At 55.3% G+C, this 15,767-nt stretch carries 16 protein-coding genes; 5 read left to right on the forward strand and 11 right to left on the reverse strand.

What is annotated here, in order from left to right; all coding sequences use genetic code 11:
* The coding region (locus tag EI185_RS18190; RefSeq protein WP_502697134.1) for a cytochrome c family protein at window positions 1-181 on the reverse strand (181 nt) is incomplete at its 3' end.
* 294 nt (window positions 182-475) lie between these two features.
* Between EI185_RS18190 and EI185_RS08350 the strand changes: the two genes are divergently transcribed.
* Window positions 476-1,300 carry a helix-turn-helix domain-containing protein gene (locus EI185_RS08350; protein WP_124704685.1) on the forward strand — a complete coding sequence of 275 codons (825 nt, stop codon included), beginning with the start codon at window positions 476-478 and terminating at the stop codon, window positions 1,298-1,300.
* Between the two features lie 170 nt (window positions 1,301-1,470).
* On the opposite strand, the gene EI185_RS08355 is transcribed toward EI185_RS08350, so the two are convergent.
* Window positions 1,471-1,824, reverse strand: a complete 354-nt coding sequence (locus tag EI185_RS08355; protein WP_223247752.1) for a S24 family peptidase — start codon at window positions 1,822-1,824, stop codon at window positions 1,471-1,473.
* Between the two features lie 408 nt (window positions 1,825-2,232).
* Here EI185_RS08355 and EI185_RS08360 point away from each other — a divergent pair, with 408 nt between their 5' ends.
* The 4 genes from EI185_RS08360 (at window position 2,233) to EI185_RS08375 (ending at window position 6,406) form a co-directional block, all read left to right on the forward strand.
* The gene (locus tag EI185_RS08360; protein WP_124704687.1) at window positions 2,233-3,444 is read left to right on the forward strand and encodes a GAF domain-containing sensor histidine kinase; all 1,212 of its coding nucleotides are present in this window, start codon (window positions 2,233-2,235) and stop codon (window positions 3,442-3,444) included.
* Window positions 3,441-4,112, forward strand: a complete 672-nt coding sequence (locus EI185_RS08365; RefSeq protein ID WP_124704688.1) for a response regulator — start codon at window positions 3,441-3,443, stop codon at window positions 4,110-4,112. Before EI185_RS08360 ends, EI185_RS08365 begins: the two co-directional genes overlap by 4 nt.
* Window positions 4,113-4,385: 273 nt before the next feature.
* Window positions 4,386-4,802 (forward strand): hypothetical protein, encoded by a 417-nt coding sequence (locus EI185_RS08370; protein WP_124704689.1) that lies wholly within the window; start codon window positions 4,386-4,388, stop codon window positions 4,800-4,802.
* A gap of 260 nt (window positions 4,803-5,062) precedes the next feature.
* On the forward strand, window positions 5,063-6,406 hold the full coding sequence (locus EI185_RS08375) for a DUF2726 domain-containing protein (RefSeq protein WP_124704690.1): 1,344 nt from the start codon (window positions 5,063-5,065) through the stop codon (window positions 6,404-6,406).
* A 47-nt stretch (window positions 6,407-6,453) separates the two neighbouring features.
* On the opposite strand, the gene EI185_RS08380 is transcribed toward EI185_RS08375, so the two are convergent.
* The 9 genes from EI185_RS08380 to EI185_RS08420 form a co-directional block, all read right to left on the reverse strand.
* A complete protein-coding gene (locus tag EI185_RS08380; protein ID WP_124704691.1) occupies window positions 6,454-7,194 on the reverse strand; it encodes a hypothetical protein in 741 nt (246 codons plus the stop codon).
* 274 nt (window positions 7,195-7,468) lie between these two features.
* A complete protein-coding gene (gene cysG, locus EI185_RS08385; protein ID WP_124704692.1) occupies window positions 7,469-8,869 on the reverse strand; it encodes a siroheme synthase CysG in 1,401 nt (466 codons plus the stop codon).
* Window positions 8,870-8,887: 18 nt separating this feature from the next.
* Window positions 8,888-10,348 (reverse strand): dihydrolipoyl dehydrogenase family protein, encoded by a 1,461-nt coding sequence (locus EI185_RS08390; RefSeq protein WP_189836339.1) that lies wholly within the window; start codon window positions 10,346-10,348, stop codon window positions 8,888-8,890.
* A gap of 18 nt (window positions 10,349-10,366) precedes the next feature.
* On the reverse strand, window positions 10,367-10,738 hold the full coding sequence (locus EI185_RS08395) for a HesB/IscA family protein (protein WP_124704694.1): 372 nt from the start codon (window positions 10,736-10,738) through the stop codon (window positions 10,367-10,369).
* Between the two features lie 79 nt (window positions 10,739-10,817).
* Window positions 10,818-12,215 carry a cobyrinic acid a,c-diamide synthase CobB gene (locus tag EI185_RS08400; protein WP_124704695.1) on the reverse strand — a complete coding sequence of 466 codons (1,398 nt, stop codon included), beginning with the start codon at window positions 12,213-12,215 and terminating at the stop codon, window positions 10,818-10,820.
* An 11-nt stretch (window positions 12,216-12,226) separates the two neighbouring features.
* Window positions 12,227-13,225, reverse strand: a complete 999-nt coding sequence (locus EI185_RS08405) for a glycosyl transferase family protein (protein ID WP_124704696.1) — start codon at window positions 13,223-13,225, stop codon at window positions 12,227-12,229.
* A gap of 41 nt (window positions 13,226-13,266) precedes the next feature.
* Window positions 13,267-14,475 carry an NrfD/PsrC family molybdoenzyme membrane anchor subunit gene (gene nrfD / locus EI185_RS08410; protein WP_124704697.1) on the reverse strand — a complete coding sequence of 403 codons (1,209 nt, stop codon included), beginning with the start codon at window positions 14,473-14,475 and terminating at the stop codon, window positions 13,267-13,269.
* Between the two features lie 3 nt (window positions 14,476-14,478).
* Entirely contained in the window at window positions 14,479-15,219 is a 741-nt protein-coding gene (gene dsrO / locus EI185_RS08415) for a sulfate reduction electron transfer complex DsrMKJOP subunit DsrO (RefSeq protein ID WP_124704698.1), read from the reverse strand.
* Entirely contained in the window at window positions 15,216-15,761 is a 546-nt protein-coding gene (locus EI185_RS08420; RefSeq protein WP_124704699.1) for a hypothetical protein, read from the reverse strand. The genes dsrO and EI185_RS08420 overlap by 4 nt, the downstream gene beginning before the upstream one ends.
* Window positions 15,762-15,767 lie beyond the last annotated feature (6 nt).

Consider the following 15,767-nt stretch of genomic DNA (forward strand, 5'->3'; position numbering starts at 1 on the left):
CAGTGAGTTTGAACAGGCGCCCGTAGGGGGTAAGTTCGGGAAATTGTCCCCCGGCATGGCAGGCGACGCAGTTTTGGCCGGTCTGTCGTGCGAAGCTTGGAACTGCACTGGCCGGGTTAGAAAAGCTCATCAGCGCCATTAACAATGTTGGTACCAAGAGCAGCCAGTATTTAATGTTCAATTTCGAGCTCATCGACCTCACCCTTTCAAGACATACATCACTAAAGAAATATATTCTTAACTGTTTATGATGCTAGGCTATCTAGAAGGGGGATAATCATGATCTGGATCAACAAAAAGTGCGAAAACGTACTTTAAGTCGTCAATATTTTCGGAGGAACTTACCCGCAGTCAGAGCGCGTTGAACGGAAGTACCACCAAGATGCAGCATGGGAACCCGTTACGGCCGATTGTCGAGAGACCAACTGACACCAATGCAGTAAGTTTGTCAGAGGCATGCAGCACATTTTGAATCATGTATCACCCTGCCAACATGCTCACCCACAATGGGCTGGCAAAATGCTGGATATACCCACCCGAGCTGGAGCAGCTTATGTCAAAACCATATAACAGGACCCCCTCACCACCGACTTTGGAATTCATGTCATGTAAAGACTGTGACATGTATGGAATGTGCAGGCTGGCGAGTAATGGTGAAGATGCAAACGTTACCAATACACTGGTCAAGCGGCGATTTGTATTGAGACGCGGGGAATATCTCTATCGGAGCGGCGATACATTCCACGAAATCTACGCAGTTCGCCACGGATCGATAAAAACATATATTTACAGCAATGATGGCAGGACCCAAATTACCGGATTTCACGGACGCGGCGAGATAATCGGGCTGGACGCCCTCAATGGCATGCGCTTTGCCAGCGAAGCCATCGTGCTTGAAACAACGAATATCTGCGAGATATCGTTTCCGCATTTCCTAGGCTTGAGCAGAAATATTCCCGACTTGCAGGATCATATGCTCGCTATCATGAGCCATGCCATACTCCGCGGCCAGCAGATGATGCTGCTACTTGGAAAAAAGAACGCCACCGAGCGGCTGGCAACATATTTGATGAGTCTCAGTCGGCATATTGATAAGAATAAATCATCCCATCCCGCCTATAAGCTCACCATGTCGCGCAGGGATATCGCCAATTATCTTGGGCTGACTCAAGAAACGGTTTGCCGTATTCTGGCGCGCTTTCAGGAGGATGGCATTATCAAGATTGAGGGCAAATACATATATTTTGTCGATATGGATCGACTCGCCAACCTGACATCGGAAAGCCCGACAGAGCAGTAACGAACTGCATTTGTGCCAAGTCCGCAATGTTTAACTTAAATCACCTGCGCAATTCGATGGTGTGTGCCGGGACAGCGCATATAGAGCTATGGCGCCATGGGTCTATGTCAGTCGCTCGCACGCCGTGTGATCTGCGATACGTGCACGCCAGTGTTGTAGCGTTGCATTGCTTAATGCGCACGCTTGGCGACATAGGTTTTGCGAGTGCGACGCGAGCCTGGACGCTGTTTCTGGATAATGACGCCCTTCACTACGGACAGATCCGATATGAGCGCATCCTCGTAGTTGGTATTGAGTGGATGCAGGTACCAGTCACCCTCCCGCCGCAGCAGTTGACGGAAGATGTATTCTTCGTTGTGAAAGGCCAGCACAAAGGAACCCTCTGTCGTCAGGCCTTCCGGCTCGATGATAATGATTTCGCCCTCCTCGAATTCCGGCATCATGCTGTCACCCAGCACCATCAGGGCAAAGGGTTCGGCGCCCGCGCAAGTGCTTAGACTGGCATCGGCGGATTCCTGGGACACAAGCGGGATGATTTTCCTGATCGAAGTCATTTTGCCGTGCCCTCCCCATAACTGGATAAAAACGCTACCCGCGTGACGACTGCAAACCACACCTGCAATCGATGCTGTCCGAAAATAGAGTTCATGCGAATGCTCCGTTGTGCCTGGATAGTCCAATGATGCCTGTTTATGCAGGCAGCGCCTACCTGTTTCATCCCTGCAAATCGACGCAAAATTTAGCATGGAAGGTGGTTTACGCAAGTGGTACTAGCGATAAAATTTCTTCTGCAACGGAGTTTGGATTTATAGTGTTAGCAATTTCAATGCTTTGTTGCAGATCGCAGAGCGAAAACAGCATGACCAGAAGTTGGCCGGCGTACGCTTGGTACAAAAATTTATCCATCAAGGCGGGCTTCAGGAGAGGAAATCATGCAGGATATTAGCGGTCCTTCCGCCGGATTTTCCGAATCGGTTACCGACCAGGGCTTATACAAGCTGCCTGCATTGCGGGTGCTATCAGAAATCGCCACCTCGCTCAGCACCAATGTCGATATCGAACGGCTGCTGGAGCGCTTCCTGTCAACCATGGTGCGACTGGCCGGCGCGGGCGCCGGTGCAGTGCGCGTGCTCACCGCCGACGGTACCGGGCTACGCCTGATTGGCTCCATCGGCCTGCCAGAGGAAATGCTGGAGCAGGAGCGCATCGTACCCCTGGGCTGCGGCGTCTGCGGCCAGGCAGTGCATGATTCCGCGGCCCGTAGCACCGAGGCGGTGCATCTATGCAAGAACAACTCGGGCCTGGAATTTTTCGGCGACCACTGCGTGAGCTTTGTGGCAGTACCCTTGCAGCACAAGGGCCATGTGCTGGGGGTTTATAACTTGTTCATGTTCGCCGACGCCCCTCCCATTCCGGAAGAAGTACGGCTGCTGTTCTCCTCCATCAGCGAGCATCTGGGGATGGCCCTGGAGAACGTGCGCCTGACTCAGGAAAACATGCGCATCAGCCTGATGAACGAACGGCAAATGCTGTCCAACGAAATTCACGATTCACTCGCCCAAACCCTGGCCTACATGAACATTCGCCTGGAGATGCTCAAGGAGTCCGTGCACACAGGGGATAAGCAATTTACCGAAAAATATCTTGGCGATATGGAAGATGCCCTGGAGTCTGCCTATTCCGGTCTGCGCGAACTGCTCACCCAGTTCCATCACCGCATGGATCCGCGCGGCCTGGTGCCGGCCCTGCAGGATCTACTGGCCGGGGCGTGCAAGAAAACTGAAGCCAGAGTAGATTTCACCAACCACACCCATGGGCTGAATCTCACCCCGGACCAGGAAGTCCAGGTATTCCATATTGTGCAGGAGGCGCTCGCCAATATCTGCAAGCATTCCCGTGCCCACAACATTCACCTGAACATCGAGCAGGTCGACGATGCCTACCGGTTTACCATTACCGATGACGGCATCGGCCTCTGCGCCGCCGGCCACCCCGGCCCTGGCATGCATTTCGGCATCAACATCATGCACGGGCGGGCGAAGCAACTGGGCGGCAGCGTGGAGATCACCAGTCAGGCGGGCGCCGGCACGCGGCTGACATTGATGTTTCCGTCCCAGCCTCCGCGCAAGAGGGATAACACATGACGGTCAAGATCAAAGTCGTGCTGGTGGATGACCACACACTGTTCCGCAAGGGCCTGGCCGAACTGTTGGAACACTCGGGCACCATCAGCGTGGCCGGCATTACCGGCGACGTCGAGGAAGCACGTCGTATGCTGAGAGAAATACACCCCGACGTGGTGATCATGGATTTGCACATGCCGGCGGTGGACGGCATTACCCTGCTGAGCCAATTCCACCAGGAAGGGCTGCTATTCCCGACGCTGATTCTGACGGTGAGCGACGACCAGGGCGACATGGCCAATGCCCTGCGCGCAGGCGCCCGCGGTTATCTGCTCAAGAATATGGAGCCGGCCGAGGTGGTGGACGCCATCCAGCGCGCGGCCCGGGGCGAAACTGTGGTGGCACCGACGATGACCGCCAAACTGGTGAATCTGCTGGATGCCAAACAGGGCAAGAAAGACTCGCTCATCGAACAACTGACCCAGCGCGAGCAACAGATACTTGGCTGCCTGGCCAAGGGGGAAAGCAACAAGGTCATCGCCCGTAATCTGGGAATCAGTCACGATACTGTCAAGCTGCATGTGCACAACATTTTTTCCAAGCTCAACCTCACTTCCCGGGTGGCCGCAGCGGTATTTGCCGTGGAGCAACGGCTCGGCCAGTCCGGCACCGGCGCCTCCAAATCGTAATGCACGGTAAAAACCCGGTCCTGAAAAAGGCATTTTAACCACGGGGAACACGGAGGAGAATCAATGCATTGCGTAGTTTTACCCTGTTTAGCGCATAGCAGAAATGTCCGTTGGTGATTACATAGTGGGGCAGGACAAACGGAATTTTATGGAGTGCAGCGCGCCGGGCGCGCGTATCGCGGAGATCAATAATTTGTCAGCAGAATATTGCAATGCCGGACGCGACCCTTTGGCCCCTATTCGATTCGTCGAACGAGCAGCAATTATCTCAAAATGAAACGCCCCGAGAGATTCTTGAGGAAACTTTTGAATACGCGGGTAGCATTTCACGGTCAAACGAGGACGGTTGGTTTTACGACGACGACCCGTCAAAATGAATGGGAGAAAGACATGCCGAAGGTTTTTTTCGTGAAGGACGGCAGCGGTGACAGCCATACAAGTCGCGGATACCATGCAAAATTCGAGGACATCGCAAATATGGTCGCCGGATTTGAATTGCGCTTCTCAGCCACCGGACCAACTATCAACCCCGAAACGAAAGTGGCGCCATTTTCCCCATACCGATACGTCGTCGTTGAGGTAGAGGACGGAGAATTAGCTGCTCGCTTTTCTCGCGCAGGCTTCTATCTTGTCGTCGGCCTAGATGCGGAACAGGCGGGGACCATGCTCGGCATTTCGAATCCGCAATGAACGGTTGGGGAGATAGGTAACAAAATAGTCTGGGACATGGATAACACCCTATTTGCATTTTAGTCTGCCATATTCATCCTCAATTCGGAAAGAAGAAAATAATCGGACCCATTTTCTTGCGTAGTTTGACTCTGTTTAGAGCAAAATAGAAATGTCTGTTGGTGATTAAATAGCGGGGCATGGCAAGTGAGATTTTATGAAATGCGGCGCGCCGGGCGCACGCATCGTGGCAATCAATAATTTGTCAGCAGAATATTGCAATGCAAGATGCGATCCCGCGGCTCTTATTGCATGCACCAGATTCGACTATAACTCGGACGGCCCGCGAATTTATGACAATAAACACTTCTCCATTTACCCTTAAGCCAGTTGCTGACAAGGAGTTAACGAAGGTAGCTATTTCGATTCTGGAATGGCTAAATAAACAATCCAATAGATATGATCTAGCTATTCATTTCCCTTTGTCTCAGGCGATCGATCCAAAGTCACACGAGGCTTCTAAATCCCTCATGGGTTTGCAATATACTGGCACTATTCCGCTTGCAATTCTTACCCCATTCCCTAATGGGAAACTTCTAGCAACAGTGTTTGATATAAAGTCGGAAGACCCTCTGATTACTGAGATACTCTTGAAGACGGGCGTTAAAGTTATCACCAAGGATGCTTTTTCTAATCTGACCCCAAGAGATATTATGGATGCGCTAAATGGTGAGAGAAAATCCAAACTTTATGAGCGTAACTCAGTTGGTTTTCAGCAGTTTCAGGCATACAAGATTATTGCTGATCGGGCTGGTCCCCTCGAGCAATACAATCCATTTGTTCTTTTGCATGAGGTTAGGGCGTCCTCCATCGCAACCATCAAGCGGGAAGCCATCCACTCAAACAGTTCTTCATGGGGATATATTTGGGACCATGCACAAAAAACATCTTTTGATTGTTTGGTAGTAGAAAAAAACTCCATGTATCCATTACTTGCTGTCGAATTTGATGGAGGACATCACCAAGACGATAAACAAAAGCGCAAGGACGAACTCAAGAATGAATATTGCAATAAATTGTCGCTCCCTTTAATTCGGATAAACGAATGCTACTTAAATAATGATTTGACTCCGGCATTTCTTGAATATCAAAAGTCATATTTCTTACAAGGGCTGATATTTGAAGTGCTAGGACACGCATATTTAAAACGTATCGATCAATTAAAATCCAGAAAGAAAATCTCTGATTTCACCGATAAGCAGCGCGACATTAATCCTGATATTACATCGGAAAGCATCGTATTTAAGTACTTTGCCGATGAAGAAGTGAGGATAGATGAACAAGTTAGCCAGCAAGCGGAAGAATGGGAAAAAGAACGTCTTTGTAATGAATACAAATCAATATATAACGCTGATCCAGAGATTCAATTTTCAACCGATAGGTTCGAAAGAATTTTTGCTAGCTTAGCTGTACCGGTAGTTGTCTCCAGAAAAACATTAATTTTTAATTGCCCAACTGCAATAAAGGCTGAAATCTTTGGGATTGATAATCGTGATCTCGAATCTCTAATTAAAAATTACATGAGTAGATTTTTGCTAGAACTTGCAATTTCAGCTGGAAATTAACTGGGTCGCACTCGATATTCATACTTACCCTTTAACATAAAAGCTGGTTAATTACCCGCATTTAATTCAAAACGCTCTTTGTGCCGCGTCAAAATGTCGACATGCTTTTCGGCACCGAGAGCTTTGGCCACCAAAATATGAGAGAGAAAACTGCGATACATGTAGTTCCAAAGATCACGCGTGTGTTCGTCAATCCTTGGCGTTCCGAGCATCCCTTGTGTATGAAAATGAGGCGGGTTTCCACCATAGCTATCCATAATGTGTGGTGAAGCGCCGTGAATAAAACCAGAATATGCCTTGCTTAAGGTTCTGCTTAATTCGATTCTGCAGCTCGGGTTTAGGGGTGCTCCTTCGACGCTCGCAATATATGCCCTAATTTTTTTGCGGGACACCATTTCTCTCTTTTGCTCTGATTTTACTGGGTTTCCGGATTCATCAAATTCTTCCTCCCAGAAAGACGCTAAATACCGTTCGTGCAGAGGTGTAATTTTGTCATTTGTAACCGCATAAACTAAGAAGAGGACATCCTCGTTGGTTTCATCAATTACTCGATGGAGCATTGCTTGCTCTTGGACATGCCCATGCATCAGAAGTAAGCGGGCCGCTCTTATCGTGCTTTGCACGCGCGCGAGTTTTTGAACTAGTGCTTGATATATATCTTGTTCTTCAAATCGATACACCCAACCATAGGTCTTTGCTACCAACTTGGGTTTGTTCGGCATTGCCGCTTCAAAGTCACGAAATGTAAGCTCCATCAATTCGAGCATTTTGCCAAAATCGGCATCCATGATTTAACACCTAATGTCGGATATATGGACTCCCCCCTTTTTGCAAGGATGAAGCAATTTCGAGAAACAAGAATCTAACTGCAAGCAATATATCCGGCCTGTTGTTGAGCATAGTGCTCTGGCCCTGATGACATTCGCTCGCATAAAGGGGGACATCTTGTCTTATGATATTTTAGCCCAGCAACAGCAAGACAAACGCGGTCAAATCTTGCCCTAAAGAATTCGAGCTCAAAAGCTTCTGGTTTCCCCCGCACTCCCCGTGATTCAAATGCCTTTAGGTTTTATTGCACGCCTCGGTGCGGAACCAGGCCAGTTTCTCGTGCAGCTTCACCACATTGCCCACGATGATGAGCGTGGGCGGCTTGAACTCGGCCTCAGTGGCGAGCGCCGGCAGCGTTTCCAGGGTGCCCACCAATACCCGCTGGCGCACCGTGGTGCCCTGCTGCACGATGGCGACGGGCGTGGCCGCGGGCAAACCATGTGAAATGAGTTCCTTGCACAGGATGGGCAGGCCCAGCAGTCCCATGTAAATCACCACAGTCTGATTGGGCCGGGCCAGCGCATCCCAGTCCAGGTTGATGCTGTCGTCCTTGAGGTGCCCGGTGACGAACACGCAGGACTGTGCGTAATCCCGGTGGGTGAGCGGAATGCCCGCATAGGACGCCACGCCCGACGCCGCAGTGATGCCCGGTACCACCTGGAACGGGATGCCGTTTTCCGACAGGGTTTCGATTTCTTCTCCGCCACGGCCGAAAATGAACGGGTCGCCGCCCTTGAGGCGCAGCACCCGTTTGCCTTGCTGGGCATAACGCACCAGCAACTGGTTGATGCCCTCCTGTTGCATGGTATGGTTGGCGCGCTCCTTGCCCACATAAACGCGCTCCGCATCGCGTCGGCACATGTCGAGTACCGCATCGGCAACGAGATGGTCATAGATTACCACGTCGGCCTGCTGCATCAGCCGCAGCGCCCGGAAGGTCAGCAGGTCCGGGTTGCCGGGGCCGCCGCCCACCAGGTAAACCTCGCCTTGCGGCAAGTCATCGGTTTCCTCGTCCAGTTGCTGCTTGAGCGCTGCTTCAGCCGCCGCTTCATTGCCGGCGTAAACCAGCTCGGCAATCGGTCCCTGGAGAACTTTTTCCCAGAACATGCGGCGTTTGGCTGACAGGGAAAATTTCTTTTTCACCTCGTCGCGGAAGCTGGCGGCAAGCAACGCCAACCGGCCATAGCTGGAGGGAATCAGGGTTTCCAACCGCGCGCGCAACAGCCGTGCCAGCACCGGCGCGGCGCCACCGCTGGACACCGCCACCAGCAGCGGCGAACGGTCGATGATGGCAGGCAGCACGAAGCTGCACAGCTCGGGCCTGTCCGCCACGTTCACCGGCAGATGACGGTCGCGCGCAGCCTGGGATACCATGCGGTCGAGGTCGTCGTCCCCGCTGGCGCAAATCACCAATGCAACCTCGTCGAGCAGCGCCAGCTCGAATCCGATCTTGCGATGGGCAAGCCGGTCCTGGTCCTTGAGTTCGGTAAAAGCGGGCACGAGTTCTGGCGCCACGACAGTTACCTGCGCACCGCACTGAAGCAGCAGCGCCGCCTTGCGCGCGGCGGTTTCGCCACCGCCCACCACAAGGCAGCGCTGGCCGCGAATATCCATAAATACAGGAAGAAAATTCATGATTCGGTCTGGGCCGGGTTATTCAGTCCCGGCAAGAATGCCGGGGCGGAAAATGATTTTGTCGGACTTGGAAAAAGCCGAGGTGCAGGAGTCAATGGTCGTTTCCAGCTCTTCGCACCAGGACGGGTGGCTGTAACTCATGTCCTTGAAGAACCACAGCCCCAGCTTCGATTGCAGCGCGGCGGACAGCATGTGGATCTGCTCGCCGGCTTCCGGGCCCACGATGCAGCCGCCCAGCAACTGGCCGGTTTCCGCATCGTGCACCACCTCGGTGAAACCTTCGAAGTCATGACATGCGCGCGCCTTGCCGGAACCACCCAGGCTGGAACGCGCCACTTCCTCCGCGAAACCGGCATCCTCGGCCTGGTCTTCGGACAGTCCGACGCTGGCCATTTCCAGCGCCGAGTGGATCACGAACGGCACCTTGAAATAATTGGCATGCAATTCGTTGCCCCGGATGGCATTGGTCGCTGCCACCTTGCCATCGTACAGGGCGGCGTTGGCGGTCATCGGGCTGGACATGGGGCTGTGTTTGACATCGCCTACTGCATAGATGCCCGCCACACTGGTTTCCAGGTATTCGGAAGTGACAATGAAACCTTCGGCATTAACATCCACGCCTATCTCTTCCAGGCCCAGACCCTGGGTTTGGGGCTGTCGACCCACGGCTACCAGCACGTAGTCATAGCGTGCACGTTCGCAGTTGCTGAACTCGACTTCTATACCGTTTTCTTCAACCTTGGTGGAAATAACGTTGAGATTGTTGCACACCTCGATGCCCAGGCGGCTCAGTTTTCTTTCCAGAGCGCTGCAGGCCCGATCAGGCATGCTCGATCGATACAGCAGGCGATCACCCTGTTCCACGATGCGCACTTTGGCGCCGAACTGATGCAGCAGAAAACCGAATTCCACGCCTATGGCCCCGCCACCCACGCACAGCACCGAGCGCGGCAGATAATCCAGCTTGAACAGAAAATCCCTGGAATTCACCACGACACGGCCATCGGTAGGGCAGGCGGGCAGTTCTCTGGGAGTGGAGCCCGTGGCAATGATGATGCGCGGTGCCTGCAGTTCAAGCGTAGCTACAGTGGTATCCGCCAGCGGCTCCGTCAGGCTGATGCGCACCCGCTGACGGTCGACGAAGCGGGCTTCGCCACGAAAAATACGTACGCCCAGGCGCTTCAGCCAGATCGGAAAGCTGTCGCGAATACCCTTGACGACGGCATCCTTCTGCACCATCGCGGCCTTGAAATCACCGCTGACATGCCCCACCAGTCCGCGTCCTTCCAGTTCGTTCACGCTGGCGATGAGGCTGGCCATATGCAGCAGGGTTTTTTTCGGGATGCATCCCTGGTTGAGACAGGTACCACCGGGCAGATCGCGTTCAATCAAGGCAACCTTTGCGCCCAGATGTGCGGCGTTGATGGCAGCCTTATAACCGCCCGGCCCGCTGCCGATGACGATAAGGTCGAATTGCATCGCTTGAGTATCCATGGGTCAGGCGCAGCCGCCGCTGCTGCCACTGCCACAGCCCCCACTACCGCCCCCACCACCGCAACTGCCACCACCGCAGGCGGAATGTGGCGCATTGGGGTTGCGGAATACAAATCCTGACTGGCCCGTAGAGACTTCCGCAAAATCCAGGGTTGCGCCATTCAGCAGCGCCTGGTGGCTTTCATGAATCAGCAAATCCACACCTTCAACGCTCACCAGTGCGTCATCGGCGCTACGCTCATCGAAGCCCATGGCGTACTCGATGGATCCATCCTCGGTGATGCGGGCCGCCAGCCGCAACGCCATGCCTTCCATATCGCCGCGTTCGGCGGACTCCTGAATTTGTTGAGCGGCAAGGGGGGTCACGGTAATCATGCGAGTGCTCCTGTTCAGGACTGGTTAAAGTTGATTCGGCTAATTAAGAGCTTGTCCATGAATAATTCACGGATAAGCCCTAAGCCACGGCCTGCTTGGCAGCCACTCTGGAGGACGCATGCCGGGCTACCAGGGCAAGAAAGCGTTGCACCCAGTTAAAATTCCGGGTGGAGCGCAAATGGGTATAGGACGCGAGCAGGTTGCGATAAACGATGCCGTCGTGGCAGCCATCGAGTCCGTGACCGCGCACCATTTCGTAAGCGAACTGCACATCCGGCGCCAGATTTTCCAGGCTGGAGTAGTGGAATTCGTGCGCACAGATTTCCTGCGCCGGCGCTGCGCCTCCGGGCCAGGGAGACAGCCCGGTTTCGCGCAGGCGCACGTAACCGCGCCCCACGGGTTTGTCGTGCATCACCACGTCGCCTGGTATCACGCCCACCATCTGGTGAGCGCGTCCCTTCCAGCGCATGCTGCGGGACAAGTACATAAGACCGCCGCATTCCGCGTAAACCGGCAGTCCGTCTTCTACTGCCTGGTGGATATCGCGGCGCAGCGAGGCATTGGCTTCCAGTTCCTGCAGGAACAATTCCGGGAAACCACCGCCGATGACGAGGCCGTCCAGCGCCGGCAAATGCGCATCATCCAGGGCATTGATCGGGACGATTTCCGCGCCGCCCGCAGCCAGGGCTTCCAGATCGTCGGCATAATAAAAACCGAACGCCCGGTCGCGCACCAGACCGATGCGAAAACGTTGCAGCGGCCGGATTGGTGCCGCTGGCGCAACAGCTTCGTGGTGCGGAGAAACGGTCACTTGCAGCAGCCGTTCCAGGTCCACTTGCGCGGCGATGCTTTCGGCGATGGCACGGGTTTGCCGGGTGGCGGAGGCGGATTCGTTGCTCGGCATCAGCCCGAGATGGCGCTCGACGATCTGTAGCGCGGGATCGTGCTGCACCGCGCCCAGCACCGGCACATCGGTATAATGCTCGATCACCGCGCGCAGCTTGCTCTCGTGGCGGGAGCCTCCCAACTGGTTGAGAATCACGCCATGGATGCGGATATTGCGGTCGAAAGCCTGGTAGCCCAGGATGAGCGGCGCCACCCCACGTGTCATGCCGCGCGCATCAATCACCAGGATGACCGGGAGGTCCAGCAACTGCGCCAGCGCCGCATTGCTGTTGCCGCCGTCCAGGTCCAGGCCGTCGTAGAGTCCCTTGTTGCCTTCCACCAGACAGACATCCGCGCTGGCGCTGTGTTGCTGGTACAGGTTGCTGATTTCCTCCCGGCCCATCTGGTAAAAATCCAGGTTGTAGCAGGGGCGGCCTGCAGCCAGCGTCAGCCACATGGGATCAATATAGTCCGGCCCCTTTTTGTACGGCTGTACGAGCAAGCCGCGGGCACGCAAAGCCGCGCACAAGCCGATGCTCAGCGTGGTTTTTCCAGACGACTTGTGTGCTGCGGAGATGAGAAAGCGCGACATGTCTATTCCGCTCAGGCCGCCTTGAGCCAGGTGGAGGGACGCCGCTTCCACAGTTCCACAGCCATGGTCTGCGCTGCTTCCTGGGTGTCCGCCATGCCCATAGTTTTGAGTGCTATCGCAGTGGTGCCGGTAATGGCCGCGAGCCCGTATTCATCTTCGATATCGCCGTTCCACAGAGCGGGCAGACGCCGGGTGTCCATGCTCTCGTCTTTCATGTGGCGATTACGGAACAGCGCAGGCCATTCTTCCTCCGACAACACACCGTTGTGCACGCTTTTGACCAGGCAGGGCGAGTCGGGATTGCGCTCGATCTCGCCGCCCTCCCCTTTGAGCACGGCCAGGTGCGGCTGCTGGAGCAGCTGCGCAGCCAACTGGTGCATATCGCGGTAAGCCGGATGAAAAATACCCTGTATCGCCACGGGCGCCCGCAGCGGGTTCAGCATGCGCGCCATGGTGTTGACGGGCGAGCGCAGGCCCAGCATCGGCCGCAGTTCCATGATCTGGTATAGCGCCGGACTCAATGCCTCGAGCGGCATGAAAGCGAAGTGACGAGTGCGGATCTGGGCCGCCGCTTCCGGCAAGGAGTTGCTCGGGCTGATGCCCAGTAGCGCCAGCGTCTCCGGGGTGTACACACGGTTGTCCTTGCGCCCGCCGGCGGCGTGCATGAACACGTTGACGCCATGGCTTGCGAGCAGCAGCGCGGACAGCAAAAACCACGGCAATTGGCGCCGCTTGCCGGCATAGGACGACCAGTCCAGTTGCACCGTTGGCGCGTTATCAGGGAGCGGCATGGTTTCGCGTGCGGCGAGCACGAAACCGGCCAGTTCCTCGGGGGATTCTTCCTTCACCCGCAGGAGCATGAGAAAGGCGCCCAGTTGCACGGGCTCGACCTCCCCGGCCAGGATCATGCGCATGGCCTGACAGGCCTCGTCCTGGGTGAGCGAGCGCGACCCGCTTCTGCCCTTTCCCAGGATACGGATATAGGGAGCAAACGGATGTTCTTCACTCATGTTGGTATCCTTGAAAACAAACGCCTGTTTGCCGGACGGTGTCAGTCAGCCTTGTGGGAGAGTGTCACCGCCGGGTCATCCAGGCTTTCCGGTAGAAAACGCAAAATCTTGATTGCGAACACGACCATCGCACCGGCCACCGCCACGCCGCCCAGCCCCAGCAGCGTTTCCGGCAAACTGGGTACATAGGGATGAATCACGCCATCGAAAAAGCTGCTGGACTCGATCATGCCGGGGAACATTTGCAGCGGAAAAGCCTGGCCGCCGATAATGGTGACATACATCTGCGCCAGCCCTCCCAGCACCACCAGCAGGCAGGCGCTGGCAATGGCGCTGCGCGACTGGCGGGTAGCGGGTGCGTACAACAGAATCAACGGTACCACACCGCCCAGCAATATCTGACCGATCCAGAACAGCAGGGTATAGATGCCGCCGTCGAGCAGGATGAAGCGCTCGAACTCGTGCTGCCTGGTGAAATAAAAATTGGTCAGGTGATAGACCGCGACGAAATACAGCACAGCGGCGATGAACACGCCCAGCAGATTTTTCAGACGTCTGATGACCAAATCGCCGAGTGGACGTTTGCTCCAGCTGTAGGCGGCCATCAGCACCAGCAGGTAGACGGCCAGTCCGTAGCAGAACGACATGATGATGAACATCGGTGCCAGCAAGGCGGTGTCATAGGCCTGGCGCGCCACCAGGAAGCCGAAAATGGAGCCGGTACCGGTAGTGAGCGACAGGCGCCAGAAGAAGGCGGCAAAACCCACCGGTTTGTTGAAAGCAGCCACCTTGCGATCCATCATGGTCCAGATGTAAATCGCGCTGAGGGTGAAGAAGCCGGTATAAAGGAACACGTTCCAGGCAAACACCGACTTGAAGTTGTAATGGGTCATGGCGACGATGAGGCGATCGGCGCGGCCCAGGTCCAGCATCAGCACCATCAGGCCGCCTGCCAGCAGGGCGATGGCGAGCAGCGCCGACAGCGGCGCCAGCGGCTTGTAGAACTGCTTGCCGAATACCGTTGCGATGGACGCCACGTTGAGCACACCGGAGGCAGCCACGATCAGGAACACCGCAAATACGTGCGGTATCCCCCACACCACCTGATTGGTCATACCGGTGATGATATGACCGTGATGCTCCATCTGATAGGCGGCAAACAGACCAAGCAGCGCCAGCAGGCCCAGTCCGCCCAGCAGGCCGTAATAGGTACTGCTCTTTCCTTCCAGTTCGCGAAATACGGTTTGCATGGTTCAAATACCTTCGTAGCGTACACCGGTGTGCAGGTTGAGGCTCGCCAGAACTTCCTGACTGCGGTAGCTGGCAAGTCGTCTGGAAATTTCGCTGTCAGGATCTTTCAGATTGCCGAAATAAATGGCCTGGTGGCCTTCGGCATTGCAGGCATCCTGGCAGGCCGTAGTCTGCTTGCCCGCGTCGATACGCTGCACACAGAAAGTGCATGACTCCACGCAGCCGATGCCGCGCGGCACTTCCGCCAACTGATCGGTGACTGGCTGATGGATGAAGGAGCGCGCCTTGTAGGGGCAGGCCATCATGCAATAGCGGCAGCCGATGCAGAGGTGGCGATCCACCAGCACAATGCCGTCGGCACGCTTGAACGAAGCGCCGGTGGGGCACACGTCCACGCAGGGTGGCTCCTCGCAATGCTGGCACATCATGGGCAGGGAAAAGCTGTAGCCGGTGCGCGGGTTGCTCACCTGCACTTTGCGTATCCACTGCGGGCTGGTAGGCGAGGTATCGCCGGACAGTCCGTTTTCCTGATCGCACCCGCGCACGCAGGCATCGCAACCGGTGCCGCATTTTGTGGTATCCACCAGCATGCCCCAGCGTACCTTGTCGGAAGCGGGAGGGCCGTCTTTCACCTCGCCCTGGGCGGTTTGCCAGAACAGCACTCCAGCCGGCAGCGCAGCAGTGGCGGCCACGCCCAGCACTCCTCCCATGAAGCGGCGGCGGTAAGTGTCAAAATCGCTCATCGAATCACTCCAGCCACATCCTTGGCGTTGAACCCGGCATCCAGATTCGGCAGACGCCCATGGTAAGCCTGATAGCGCATCATGGTGGCACGGGTCGTTTTATTCAGCGGTCCCTGCGACACTGCCGGATGGAATGCCGGCGGCGATCCGGAAGGCTTGCTGGAATGACACTCGAAGCAAGTGATCTTCACTGCAGCGTAGGCATGGCAGCTTTGACAGAAATCGCCCGGTCCGGTCACGCTGTTGTCCTTGGCACTGGCATGGCAGTTCACGCAGTTAACGATGCTGTACTTGTCGGTTTTTTGGTTATCCCCTTCGTGCACGGCCGTAATGCGGTGATGCCGCAGCAACTTCATGTGATTTTTGCGCATATACTCGGTGTCTTCCACGCACTTTTCGCCTTTTGCCGTCGTCACATTGGGCTTCGGTACCCGTGACGATTCCTGAGTGCCGCTCCCCGCGTAGGCCAGCGTCAGCGCGCAAGCCAGCAGAAAGGCGCCCAATGCAGCCGGTTTAACCCATCCCTTGGCCAGCCTTCTCATATCGAG

The organism is Sulfuriferula multivorans (assembly GCF_003851125.1).
Taxonomy (GTDB): domain Bacteria; phylum Pseudomonadota; class Gammaproteobacteria; order Burkholderiales; family Sulfuriferulaceae; genus Sulfuriferula; species Sulfuriferula multivorans.